10 protein-coding genes and 2 pseudogenes are annotated in these 12081 nt (G+C 61.3%); 6 read left to right on the top strand and 6 right to left on the bottom strand.

Annotation, left to right across the window (positions count from 1 at the left end):
* Positions 1-194: 194 nt before the first annotated feature.
* The 3 genes and pseudogenes from NTH_RS10130 to NTH_RS10120 all read left to right on the top strand — a co-directional run bounded on the left by NTH_RS10130 (position 195) and on the right by NTH_RS10120 (position 2828).
* Entirely contained in the window at positions 195-686 is a 492-nt protein-coding gene (locus NTH_RS10130; protein ID WP_338529900.1) for an FxsA family protein, read from the top strand.
* Positions 687-790: 104 nt separating this feature from the next.
* A complete protein-coding gene (secB, locus tag NTH_RS10125) occupies positions 791-1300 on the top strand; it encodes a protein-export chaperone SecB (RefSeq protein WP_338529899.1) in 510 nt (169 codons plus the stop codon).
* Positions 1301-1482: 182 nt separating this feature from the next.
* Positions 1483-2828: pseudogene (locus NTH_RS10120) on the top strand (IS5 family transposase).
* Between the two features lie 86 nt (positions 2829-2914).
* Here the strand turns inward: NTH_RS10120 and dnaQ are convergent.
* From dnaQ to NTH_RS10095, 5 genes and pseudogenes are all read right to left on the bottom strand, one after another.
* Positions 2915-3645: pseudogene (gene dnaQ / locus NTH_RS10115) on the bottom strand (DNA polymerase III subunit epsilon).
* Positions 3646-3705: 60 nt separating this feature from the next.
* Positions 3706-4290, bottom strand: a complete 585-nt coding sequence (gene coaE, locus NTH_RS10110; RefSeq protein ID WP_338529898.1) for a dephospho-CoA kinase — start codon at positions 4288-4290, stop codon at positions 3706-3708.
* The gene (locus tag NTH_RS10105) at positions 4287-5129 is read right to left on the bottom strand and encodes a shikimate dehydrogenase (protein WP_338529897.1); all 843 of its coding nucleotides are present in this window, start codon (positions 5127-5129) and stop codon (positions 4287-4289) included. The genes coaE and NTH_RS10105 overlap by 4 nt, the downstream gene beginning before the upstream one ends.
* Positions 5122-5721 carry a Maf-like protein gene (locus NTH_RS10100; protein WP_338529896.1) on the bottom strand — a complete coding sequence of 200 codons (600 nt, stop codon included), beginning with the start codon at positions 5719-5721 and terminating at the stop codon, positions 5122-5124. Before NTH_RS10100 ends, NTH_RS10105 begins: the two co-directional genes overlap by 8 nt.
* Positions 5718-6560: a pyruvate, water dikinase regulatory protein gene (locus tag NTH_RS10095; protein ID WP_338529895.1), complete on the bottom strand. Its 843-nt coding sequence runs from the start codon at positions 6558-6560 to the stop codon at positions 5718-5720. The genes NTH_RS10100 and NTH_RS10095 overlap by 4 nt, the downstream gene beginning before the upstream one ends.
* 406 nt (positions 6561-6966) lie before the next feature.
* On the opposite strand from NTH_RS10095, the gene hemE reads away from it, so the two are divergent.
* From hemE to rho, 3 genes are all read left to right on the top strand, one after another.
* Positions 6967-7986, top strand: a complete 1020-nt coding sequence (gene hemE / locus NTH_RS10090; protein WP_338531862.1) for a uroporphyrinogen decarboxylase — start codon at positions 6967-6969, stop codon at positions 7984-7986.
* A gap of 35 nt (positions 7987-8021) precedes the next feature.
* A complete protein-coding gene (gene hemJ, locus NTH_RS10085; protein WP_338529894.1) occupies positions 8022-8516 on the top strand; it encodes a protoporphyrinogen oxidase HemJ in 495 nt (164 codons plus the stop codon).
* A 172-nt stretch (positions 8517-8688) separates the two neighbouring features.
* Positions 8689-9954, top strand: coding sequence for a transcription termination factor Rho (rho, locus tag NTH_RS10080; protein WP_338529893.1), 1266 nt, complete (start codon positions 8689-8691; stop codon positions 9952-9954).
* A gap of 75 nt (positions 9955-10029) precedes the next feature.
* Here the strand turns inward: rho and NTH_RS10075 are convergent, their stop codons facing one another.
* Complete coding sequence (locus NTH_RS10075) at positions 10030-12042, bottom strand: thioredoxin domain-containing protein (RefSeq protein WP_338529892.1); 2013 nt, start codon at positions 12040-12042, stop codon at positions 10030-10032.
* Positions 12043-12081 lie beyond the last annotated feature (39 nt).

The raw sequence follows: 12081 nt of genomic DNA, 5'->3' as shown, positions 1-12081 counted from the left end.
CCGCCCTTGAACTCCAGGGCAAACAGCGGTGAAACCGATCCACCGCAACTTGATTTCATATAGAACGCGCGAGCCTATCATTCAAATCCTGTCCGCGCGTTACTATCTCCTGTAGCGGAGTGCCACCAAGAGACGTCGATATCGGCACCTTGACGGCTTTTCTCCCGTTTCTCCAACAAGGTTAGAACAAAAAAGTGCCCTTCTCTGTTGTCCCATTTCTCCTGCTGGCGATACCGCTCCTGGAAATTGCCGTTTTTGTGGTTGTCGGAAGCCAGATCGGCGTGCTGCCGACCCTTGGGCTGGTTCTTCTAACGGCCGTGGCCGGCACGATCCTGCTGCGCATCCAAGGCTTCGGGCTCCTCGCCCGCGTCCGCCATACGCTTGATGAGGGGCGGATGCCCGGCCGCGACCTGGTGCATGGTGTCATGATCATGATAGCGGGTGTCTTGCTGCTGACCCCGGGCTTCGTGACCGACACGCTCGGCTTTTTGCTGTTCGTGCCCGCCATTCGCGATATCGGCTGGCGTTTTCTGCGCGATCGCATCACCGTGGTCAGTGCCGGCGCGGCGGGCGGCGGGCAGCACCCGAAGAAGACGGACAAGACGATCGACCTCGATTTGGACGACTACACAAGGGAAAAGAACGAGCACTCGCCCTGGAGGGAGCCCGGCCGGCGTGACGACTAGCCGCCGCCCCGCTTAAACTTGTCTTGAACGAGCGCCCATGGTAGCGAACGCTCGATTTACAGAACCGCGCCCGCGGGCGCCAGCACATGACGAGGACAAGGCGGATGGCCAAAGAACCGCAGGATAAAAAGGAAGCGCAAGGGGCGGCGGCGAAGAGCGGGAACGGCAAGCAGCCCAGCCTGAACGTGCTTACGCAATATGTGAAGGATCTTTCCTTCGAAAGCCCGGGTGCTCCGCAGTCCCTGCGCGGTCGCGACAAAGCTCCGGCGATCAATATCAACGTCAATGTGAACGCCAACCCGATCAGCGGCGCGGACTATGACGTGGTTCTCACGCTGAGCGCGCGGGCGGAAGCGGACAAGAACGTCCTCTTCAATGTCGAGCTGATCTATGGCGGCGTCTTCCGCATCGAAGGCTTTCCGCAGGAGCACATGCTCCCGCTGCTTTTCATCGAGTGCCCGCGGCTGCTCTTTCCGTTTGCCCGGCAGATCATCGCCGACGCCACGCGCAATGGCGGCTTCCCGCCCCTGATGATCGACCCGATCGACTTCGCGCGGATGTTCCAGCAGCGCATGGCCGAGGAGCAGGCCAAGGCCAAGGTTCAGGCGACCTGATCCTTAGTCGGCCGCGAAGAATCCGGAAGACACTGATATTCCGTAGAAAAAGGCTGCAGTTTTGTTTTCGAGATTGCAGGAAACAGCCTTGTTGTGGGTCGTTTTCTTGCAATTCCAGTTTATGGTCTGCCCGGCGAAGCATGATTCACTGCCTTTATCGCGGTGAATCGGAGAGCCAGGCGATGGGCAAACCACGCGAGCGGCGTGAGACGGGAGAACAGGATCTGTTCCGCGCCCGCCTTGATCAGATTCTCAACATGAAGCACGAGCTGGTGCGGTTGACGCAGGCCATCGACTGGTCGGTGCTGGAAGAGCGTTTCGGCGCGGTCTATTCCGACGGGCCGGGTATGCCGCCCTTGCCGACACGGCTGATGGCTGGGCTGGCGCTCCTCAAGCACACCTTCAACCTGTCGGACGAGGCACTGTGCGAGCGGTGGATCGAGAACGCTTATTACCAGTATCTGTGCGGCGAGGAGTTCTTCCAGCACGAACTGCCTTTTGACCGCTCCTCGATGACGCGCTGGCGTCAGCGCATGGGCGAGGAACGGATCGCAGTCCTGCTGCAGGAAAGCCTTGCGGTGGCGGTGAAGACTGGCGCGATGAAGCCGCAGGACACGCGGCGGGTCATCGTCGACACGACGGTGCAGCCCAAGAATGTCATGTTTCCGACCGGCGCCAAGCTCATCCATCGTGCCCGCGAGCGGCTGGTACGGCTGGCCAAGAAGACGGGGCTCGACCTGCGCCAGTCCTATGTCCGGGTCGGCAAGCTGGCGCTGATCAAGCATCAGCGCTATGCCCACGCCAAGCAATTCAAGCGAGCGGGCAAGGCGCTGCGCAAGCTGAAGACCTATCTCGGACGGACCATCCGCGACATCAAGCGCCAGATCGCCGGCGATGCGGAGCTGGACGCGGTCTTCAAGTGGCCGCTCTACCAAGCCTCCACCGTTCTCGAGCAGAGGCAACGCCAGCGTGGCCGCAAGATCTACAGCCTGCACGCCCATGAGGTCGAGTGCATCGGCAAGGGCAAGGCCCACGCCCCTTATGAATTCGGCGTCAAAGTCTCGATCGCCACCACGCTGAAGCGCTCGAAGGGCGGCCAGTTCGCTCTGCACGTCATGGCCCTTCCCGGCAACCCCTATGACGGCCATACCCTGGGAACGGTCATCCCCGCGATGCAAGACACCGTCGGCGCCGAGATCGAGCGCATCCTCGCCGACGCTGGCTACCGCGGCCACAACGCGCCGCAAAGCCACAGGTTCAGGGTCTTCACCGCAGGCCAGAAGCGTCGCGTGACGCCGGCCATCAAGCGCCAGATGCGACGACGACCCGCCGTCGAGCCGGTGATCGGCCATATCAAGAACGAGCAAGGATGGGCCGCAACTACCTCGCCCACGCCCAGGGCGATGCCATCAACGCCATCCTGGCCACCGCCGGCTACAACTTCTCCCTCCTGCTCAGGTGGCTGAAGGTGTTTTTGTCGTTCTTGATCGCTGTGCTTCAATTCCGGCCGATGCAGGCCGCCGCTTAGAACCCGGATTGTTCACGATCGGCTCCTTACTGGTCCAGGAAAACCGTGACCTGATTTTCAGGCCGGGGCGGCATCCGCTCCGGCTTTTACTTTGCGAGCGCGGGCGGTTCGTCTTCAGCGTGGATGATTTTCAGCCAGATTGCGTTGTCGCCAAGCCCGGAGACCATGGCCCTGTGCGCCTCGCGCTCCTCCGCAGTGAGCCGGCCGGGAAGCGGTCTCGGGCGGGGGGCAGGACGACCTGCACTTGCCGCGCCGGGCCGTCGGGCCGCGAAGATTTGTCCACGACTTCCAATCCGAACGCCGCCTGCTTGCCGCCGACCAGTTCGATATACACTTCCGCCAGAAGTTCGGCGTCGAGCAGGGCGCCGTGTTTGGTGCGCCTGGAATTGTCTATGCCGTATCGCCGGCACAGCGCGTCGAGCGAATTTGGACCCATCGGATGCTTGCGCCGGGCAATGGCCAGCGTGTCGACCACGCGCGAAGGATCGACGAAGGGCTGACCGAGGCGCCCGAACTCGGCATTGATGAAACCCATATCGAAATTGGCGTTGTGGGCGACCAGCTTGGCCCCGTCGATAAACTCCAGGAACTCGTCGAGAATCTTGCCGAAGACCGGCTTGTCGGAGAGGTCGCTGTCGGAGATGCCATGTACGGCCTGAGCATCCGGATGCACTTTGCGGCCTTGCGGGTTGATAAACTTGTGCAGGCTGCGGCCCGTGGGAAAGCGGTTGTCGAGCTCGACGCAGCCAAGCTCGATGATGCGATCCTCACGCGGATCCAATCCCGTCGTCTCCGTGTCGAAAATTATCTCACGCATCGATTCGCTCCTGGGCGCAGCATGCACGTGGGAAGCCGGGCCAGGCAAGACGGAGAACACTCAATCCTGTTGAAGGCTCTCGACGATACGGCTCACTTCGGCGCGTGCCGCATCCATGCCCTGGCTCGTGTCGATGATGAAGTCGGCGCGGGCGCGCTTTTCGGCATCGGGCACCTGCCGGTCCAGCATGGCCTTGAACTTGTCCTCCGACATGCCCGGCCGCGCCAGGACGCGCCTTCGTTGCACCTCGGCCGGCGCCGTGACGACCACGACCTTGTCGACCCGGTCGGTGCCGCCGGTCTCGAACAGAAGCGGAATATCGAGGAGGACGAGAGGCGTGCCGCGGGCACGATGCTCGGCAACGAACCTGTCGGCGTCCTGCCGGACCATAGGGTGAATGAGCGCCTCAAGCTTTTTCAGTGCTTGCGGATTTCCGACGACCGCCTTGGCCAGCCTGTCGCGGTCGACTTTGCCCCTTGAAGTGGTGCCTGGGAACAGCTTTTCCACCTCCGGCGCGGCGGCACCCTCATACAGGCGATGCACAGCGGCATCCGAATCGTGCACCGGCACGCCCGCTTCGGCAAACATCTTCGCCGTGGTGGATTTGCCCATGCCGATGGAGCCGGTCAGGCCCAGAACGATCATTGGTGCAACTCCAGATCGGCAATGACGAGCGCGCGCAGTTCGGGCGTCACTTCGGGGCGGCGGCCGAACCACTTTTCGAAGCCTGGGACGGCTTGATGCAGCAGCATCCCGAGGCCATCCACCGTCCGCAACCCACGGTCCCGCGCCATCGCCAGCAGTGGCGTGAGGAGAGGGGCGTAGACGATGTCGCTGACGATGACCGTGGAAGGCAGCAGTGAAAGGTCCAGTTCCAGACCCGGCCCACCGTCCATGCCAAGCGAAGTTGTGTTGATCAGCAGACCGGTCTCGGGAAGCAGCTCCGGCAGAGCATCCCAAGCGTGGGCACTGGCGGCTCCGCGGAAATGCGCGGCCAAGGCCTGTGCGCGGGAGGAGGTTCTGTTGACGATGCGGATCTGGCGGAAAGCCCGCTCCTGAAGGGCGTGAACGATGGCTCGGGCCGCGCCGCCCGCACCCAGGATCGTGGCAACGCCGCTCTGGCTCCAGCCGGGCGTCTCGGCATCCAGATTGGCGGCGAAGCCGTAGGCATCGGTGTTGCCGCCGTGCAGACGGCCGCCGTCCATCCAAAGCGTGTTGACGGCGCCGATGCGATGGGCCGCCTCATCGAGGTGGTCTACAAGCCGGCAGGCGTTTTCCTTGTGAGGGATCGTCACGTTGCCACCGACATAGGCGGAGCCAGGCATATCCCGAAGGAATCCTTCCAGTGCCTCCGGCGGCACATCCAGACGCTCGTATGTTCCCTCTATCCCGTAGTGCTGGAGCCAATATCCATGAATAAGCGGCGAACGGGAATGAGCGATAGGGTGGCCGCAGACGAAGGCGCGCGGCAAGGCTTCAGCCATCGATGGCTCCTTCTTCACGCAGTTTCTCCAGGAGCGGAAGGAGGGGCAGGCCGATGATGGTGAAGTAGTCGCCTTCGATCTTCGTGAAAAGCTGGATGCCCGGCCCTTCGACCTGATAGGCGCCGACACTGGAGAGCGCCTTTTCGCCAACCTGTGAAAGATGCCGCCCGATGAAGCCCGGATCGAGTTTCCGCATGGTCAAGCTGCCCTGGGAAAGATGCCGCCAGATCGGCTGGCCCGCGCGCGCCAGCACAATCGCACTGTTGAGCTGGTGCGTCTTGCCGGACAGATCGAGAAGATGCCTGCGCGCGCCCTCCATATCCTTGGGCTTGTGAAAAACCCGGTCGCCGAGGGAGAGCGTCTGGTCGCAGCCGATGACGAGGGCATGGGGATGACGCTCCGAAACGTCCACCGCCTTGGCCTCGGCCAGGATGAGCGCGACGTCTTCCGGACTTACCCCGGCATTTTCCAAAGGCGCCTCGACAACGCGCTCATCGACTTCCGGGGCAACGGCCTCCACGGAAATGCCTGCATTTTCCAGCAACTGGCGGCGAAACGGGCTCGTGGAAGCCAGGACGATTTTCTCTGTCATAGCGATTCCCCTTGGGATCTTTGCGGTTTTGACCGCAACGCCATGATGGCTGCAGCGGTTTCCTCGATGGAGCGCCTCGTGACATCGATTACCGGCCAGCCATGGCGCGCACAAAGCTGACGGGCGTAGGCGAGTTCGCGCGCGATCGTGCTGCGGTCGGTATAGGTGTCGAAATTGTCCGTTCCCGGCGTGCCAAGGATGCGATTCTGGCGGATCTGGGCGATGCGCTCGGCCGAGGCGATGAGGCCGACGATCAGAGGCTTTTCCGCTCGCGCAAGGCTTTCAGGAGGCGGCACGTCGAGTACTATGGGAACGTTGGCGGTTTTGATGCCGCGATTGGCCAGATAGATGCTGGTCGGCGTCTTGGAGGTGCGCGAAACGCCGACGAGGATGATCTCGGCTTCATCTATGTCGCTGGGAAGCTGTCCGTCATCATGCTCCATAGTGAAGTTAAGCGCGTCGATGCGGCGGAAATAGTCCGCGTCGAGCACGTGCTGAGCACCGACCCGACGACCGGCCGGTGTTCCCAGATATGACTGGAAGACCGTCAGAACCGGCTCCAGAACCGAGACGCAGGGCAGGCCCATCGCGGCGCAGCGCTCGTCGATCTGGCGGGCAAGGGACTGGTCGACGATCGTATAAAGGACGATGCCCGGCTCCTCGTCGATTTCGGCGAAGACCCGGGCGAGCTGCTTTTCCGTGCGGATGAGCGGATAGATGTGCTCGATGGCGCGCGCGTTCTTGTACTGGGCGGCGGCGGCCCGACCAGCCGCCAGCAATGTTTCACCGGTCGCGTCTGAAATCAGATGCAGGTGGAAGAAGCTTTGAGGTTTATGCACACCGTGCGCTCACTTGCTGTGGAGAAGTGTTGATAGCGCGTGGGATAGTTTCTGACGAGACCAGGAGCAGGGGAAAAGATGGGTGGAAATCCACAATTCACCGCACAGGAGGATGCGAACCGCGCATGTGCAAAAGAATGTGGACGAACGGGGCCGTCCACAGCCGCTCGATATTCTTCGCATCGAGCCATGCCGCTTAGGCATTTGATTCAGATTGCTGAATCATGACTGTCCACGGCCTTTTCCCACATGTATGGGTCAAGGACGCGGCAATATGCGCAATGCCCGCTTGGCCGGTTCGGTGGACAGGATTTAATCCACGTTCCAAACAGACTCTTAGAATCAAAAGAAGACTAATCGATAGATTCTTAATTAATTCCTAAACGGAGGCGTCGCCTTGGCGGAAATGAAATTCCTGGAGGTCATGAGAGGGAAAACCGTGTTTCCCCCTCCCATCTGGATGATGCGCCAGGCCGGCCGATATCTGCCGGAGTATAGGGAAACGCGGAAGCGCGCCGGAAGCTTTCTTGATCTTTGCTATGACCCGGCTATGGCTGTCGAGGTGACGCTGCAGCCGATCCGCCGTTTCGGTTTCGACGCATCGATACTTTTTTCCGATATTCTGGTGGTGCCCCACGCGCTTGGCCGCGAGCTGCGTTTCGTGGAGGGCCGCGGACCGATGATGACGCCCATCAAGCCGCAGGACGTCGATGTGCTGGATCGGTCGTTGTTTCACGTGAATCTCGAGCCGGTCTACGAGACCGTACGGCGGTTGCGGCGTGAATTGCCGCCGGAAACGGCGCTGATCGGCTTTTGCGGCGCGCCCTGGACCGTGGCGACCTATATGATCGCCGGTCATGGAACGCCGGATCAGGCGCCTGGACGATTGTTCGGATTTTCCGACCCAGAGGCCATGGAGGCCCTGCTCGCGAAGCTTGCCGCACAATCGGCGGAATATCTCATCCGGCAGATCGACGCCGGCGCCGACGCTGTGCAGATCTTTGATTCCTGGGCAGGGGTCCTGGACGAGGCGAGTTTTGAGGCCTGGTGCATGAAGCCGGTTGCCGAGATGGTCAGGCGCGTGCGGGAGAAGCATCCGGAGGTGCCGATCGTCGGATTCCCGAAAGGGGCAGGCATGCTTTACGACAGCTATCGGGCGAAAACAGGCATAACGACCCTCGGCCTCGATTGGTCGGTGCCTTTGTCCCAGGCGCGTCGTTTGCAGGCGCTCGGTCCGGTGCAAGGCAATCTCGATCCGATGCGGCTCAGGGCGGGCGGCAAAGCACTGGAGGAGGGGGTCGATCGGATCCTGGAGGCTCTGGGAGATGGCCCTCTCGTGTTCAACCTCGGCCATGGCATCACGCCGGAAACGCCGATCGCCCATGTGGAGGCGATGGTGCAGCGTGTGCGCGGGGCGAACCGATGACCGCGAGCGGTGAGATCAGCGGCAGGAAAGCCGGCATGAGAGCCGTCGTTGCGCTCGCCATCCTTGCCGTTCTGGTACTGCTTCTGTTTTTGGCGGCGCCGGATGGGCTCTATAATTGGATCAAGGCGTTCCACATCGTTGCCGTGATCTCCTGGATGGCGGGAATGCTCTATCTGCCGCGGCTTTTCGTCTATCACGCCGAGACTGCTGTCGGCTCGCCGCAGAGCGAAACCTTCAAGGTGATGGAATACCGGCTTCTGCGCTTCATCATCAACCCTGCGATGATGGCGACTTGGGTGTTCGGGCTCTGGCTCGCATGGAAGGGCTTCGGCTTTTCCGGCGGCTGGCTTCATGCCAAGATCGCGGCGGTGGTGCTGCTTTCCGGCTTGCACGGCTATCTGGCCAGGGGCGTGAGGACATTTGCAGCCGACCGCAACGAAAAGCCGGCGCGGCACTGGCGCATCGTCAACGAAATACCTACATTGCTCATGATCGCTATCGTCATTTTGGTCGTCGTGAAACCGTTCTGAGCGTTTTCGGCGGGCGGAACAAAAGGCGCCTTGCTCTTTTGGGGCCGGGACGATAAAAGGGCGTTCCTTCCTTTGCACGTCCGGCGTTGTTTCCTTCCGGATTTCGGGACGCTTCAAGCGCTCCGGGGCGTGCCGCATCCCAAATTCCCATGATCGATCCAGAGTCCGCACCATGCAGGAAATGAAACTTCAAGAGCTTAAGAGCAAGTCGCCGACCGATCTCATTGCGTTCGCCGAATCGCTCGAGGTGGAGAATGCGAGCATCATGCGCAAGCAAGAGCTCATGTTCGCCATCCTGAAGAAGCTTGCGATCCAGGACTTCGAGATCATCGGCGAAGGTGTCGTCGAGGTTCTGCAGGACGGTTTTGGGTTCTTGCGCTCGGCTTCGGCAAATTACCTTCCGGGACCGGACGATATATACATCTCTCCCTCCCAGATCCGCCGCTTCTCGTTGAAGACGGGCGATACGGTTGAGGGTCCCATCCGCGGCCCGAAGGAAGGGGAGCGCTATTTCGCGCTCTTGAAGGTCAACACGATCAACTTCGAGGATCCGGAGAAGATCCGTCACAAGATTCACTTCGACAACCTTACACCGCTCTATCCGGACGAGCGTCTGCGAATGGAGATAGAGAACCCGACGACCAAGGACAACACGCCGCGCGTGATTGATCTGGTCGCGCCGCTGGGCAAGGGCCAGCGCGGCCTCATCGTGGCGCCGCCCCGCACCGGTAAGACGGTGATCCTGCAGAACATCGCCCATTCGGTCACGTCGAACCATCCGGAGTGTTATCTGATCGTCCTTCTGATCGACGAGCGACCGGAAGAGGTGACGGATATGCAGCGATCGGTGAAGGGCGAGGTCGTGTCATCGACCTTCGACGAGCCGGCCACGCGTCATGTGCAGGTGGCGGAAATGGTGATCGAGAAGGCCAAGCGGCTGGTCGAGCATGGGCGCGACGTTGTGATCCTGCTCGATTCGATTACGCGGCTGGGCCGTGCGTACAATACGGTGGTTCCGTCCTCCGGCAAGGTGCTGACCGGCGGCGTCGACGCCAACGCGCTGCAGCGCCCCAAGCGCTTCTTCGGCGCGGCACGCAATATAGAAGAGGGTGGATCGCTGACGATCATCGCCACCGCGCTGATCGATACGGGCAGCCGCATGGACGAAGTCATCTTCGAAGAGTTCAAGGGCACTGGCAACTCGGAAATCGTCCTCGACAGGAAGGTTGCCGACAAGCGCATCTTCCCGGCAATCGACATTCTGAAGTCCGGCACGCGCAAGGAAGACCTTCTCATCGCACGGCAGGATCTGCAGAAGATCTTCGTTCTGCGCCGCATTCTTGCTCCGATGGGCACTACGGATGCGATCGAATTCCTGATCGACAAGCTCAAGCAGACCAAGAGCAATGCGGAGTTCTTCGATTCGATGAATACGTAGCCGGTAACTACGCCGGCTATCTTCTTTTCCTGGTCTCAGGAACAATCTGGCGCTTAAGGGAGCCGATAAAGTGACCTAAGCTCCGTGATCCGGCAGCAGCGCTGCCAGTTCTTCCGGGTTTCGGATCGGCGGCAGACAGCGTGTCCCAACGCACAACCAGGCGCCAGGCCGTGCGCGATCAATGGTGATGCCGCTGGCAGTTTCGGACGGGTGGGGCTGATCCGATAGAGCAATATCGACGCGGCGGGGATCGGGATTGGCTGCCGCCACCTGGAAGAACGCCCCTTCCCTGTTGTCGACGATGAGCAGCTTGATCGGCTTGCGCGCGAGGGCTGCGGCATAGACGATGCCTGCCTGGCCGTAGGCCTGCTGGCCGATGCGGGACAGCGCATGCTGAGCCGCATCGGCCGCAGCATCGTAGATCGGTTGATCGCCAGTTGCCATCGACAGCTGGGTGAGAGCCTCGATGATCTGCGCCGTGGCGGATGGTATCGCCTCGTCGATGTCGCCCCTCACCCGGATCGGCACGTCGGATGCGTCGGATGCAGTGAGAAAGTGGCCGTGGTCGCCGGGTGCCGTGTGCCAGGTTTGCAGCGCCTCATACCACTCCACTGCCCGTGCTATCACATCGTGGTCGCCGGTTGCCTGATAGAGCGCCACAGCGGCTTTGATCATCGCCGCATAGTCGCTGGAAAGACCCGGGAGCTGACCTTTGCCGCCGCCTATACTGTGGGGCAAGCGGCCTTCGGCAGTCGATTCGGATATGAAATGAAATGCCGATTGGGCGGCTTCAATCCAGTCGGGGCGCTGGAACTGCCGGCCGGCCTGCACGATGGCTGCAATCGCCGATCCGTTCCAGTCGACCAGCACCTTATCGTCGCGCCCTGGCGGTACCCGGTGCTGGCGTGCTGCAAGGAGCTTGTCCCGCTGCTCGGCCAGCCAGGGCTCGTCCCGCGGAGTAATGGCACTACGGTAACTGCGGTGGAGAATGGGATCGCCTTCCCACCCTTCCGGTTTCGCCAGCTCATATGTTTCCAGGAACCGTTCGGTATCCGAACCCAGTACGTCCTTTATCTGACTTTCGGTCCATAGATAATATTTGCCTTCCTTCCCCTCGGAGTCGGCGTCCAAGCTGGCCGTGAAGGCGCCGCCTTCCGTGCGCATTTCACGCAGGAGCCAACCAATGGTTTCCTCGATACGCGTATGGAAAAGCTGGTCTCCAGTCGCGGCATAGGCCTGCGAGGCGAGGCTGATCAGTTGTGCGTTGTCGTACAGCATCTTCTCAAAGTGAGGCACCAGCCAGCGCGCGTCGGTGGCGTAGCGCGCAAGCCCGCCGCCTATATGGTCGTAGATGCCGCCCGAAAGCATTTTTCTGAGGCTGAAGACCACCGCGTCCCGATAGCCCGCATTTGCCGTTTCCAGCCAGTCCAGCCAAAGAATGTTCATGAAGGGCGTGTTTGGGAATTTGGGCGCGCCGCGCAGGCCCCCCTGCTCGGTGTCGATGAGGGAATGAATGCGGGAAGCAAGCTGTGCCAACGGAGGCTCGACGCCTGCAGCAGTGGTGCCGGCAGGCGCGAGCCGCGCTTCTACATGGGCATTGAGCGCATCCGCGCTGCGCATCAACTCGTCGTTCTTCTCTGTCCAGGCCTGGTGCACGGCATTGAGAAGGTCGCGAAAGGAGGGCCGGCCGAAGCGCTGGGTCGGCGGAAAATACGTTCCGCCCCAGAAGGGTTTGGCATCCGGCGTCAGGAACATGGTCAGCGGCCAGCCGCCCTGCTCGCCTGTCGCCGTCAGCGCGGCCATATAGATCTGGTCGATATCCGGCCGTTCTTCGCGGTCGACCTTGATATTCACGAAGAGCCGGTTCATGAGATCGGCGACGTCACCGTCTTCGAAGCTCTCGTGAGCCATGACATGGCACCAGTGGCAGGCGGCGTATCCTATGGAGAGAAGGATGGGCCTATTCAACTCACGCGCCTCGGCCAAGGCCTCGTCGGACCACGGGCGCCAGTGCACCGGGTTCGACTGATGCTGTTTGAGATAAGGGCTGGTTTCAGCCGAAAGCATGTTCTTAGCGGGCAACGGCAATGGGGCCTCCATGGCTGCAGTCGACTTGCCCTTAGGTAG

The organism is Nitratireductor thuwali (genome assembly GCF_036621415.1).
GTDB lineage: Bacteria > Pseudomonadota > Alphaproteobacteria > Rhizobiales > Rhizobiaceae > Chelativorans > Chelativorans thuwali.
The sequence above is the reverse complement of the archived record's forward strand: the minus strand, read 5'-3'. Positions and strand labels throughout refer to the sequence as shown.

Excerpts from the sequence above, each read along its gene's own strand:
- NTH_RS10105 (WP_338529897.1), bottom strand. The coding sequence starts at position 5,129 with ATGGCTGAAGCCTTGCCGCGCGCCTTCGTCTGCGGCCACCCTATCGCT.
- rho (WP_338529893.1), top strand. The coding sequence starts at position 8,689 with ATGCAGGAAATGAAACTTCAAGAGCTTAAGAGCAAGTCGCCGACCGAT.
- NTH_RS10100 (WP_338529896.1), bottom strand. The coding sequence starts at position 5,721 with ATGACAGAGAAAATCGTCCTGGCTTCCACGAGCCCGTTTCGCCGCCAG.
- hemJ (WP_338529894.1), top strand. The coding sequence starts at position 8,022 with ATGAGAGCCGTCGTTGCGCTCGCCATCCTTGCCGTTCTGGTACTGCTT.
- hemE (WP_338531862.1), top strand. The coding sequence starts at position 6,967 with ATGAAATTCCTGGAGGTCATGAGAGGGAAAACCGTGTTTCCCCCTCCC.
- coaE (WP_338529898.1), bottom strand. The coding sequence starts at position 4,290 with ATGATCGTTCTGGGCCTGACCGGCTCCATCGGCATGGGCAAATCCACC.
- secB (WP_338529899.1), top strand. The coding sequence starts at position 791 with ATGGCCAAAGAACCGCAGGATAAAAAGGAAGCGCAAGGGGCGGCGGCG.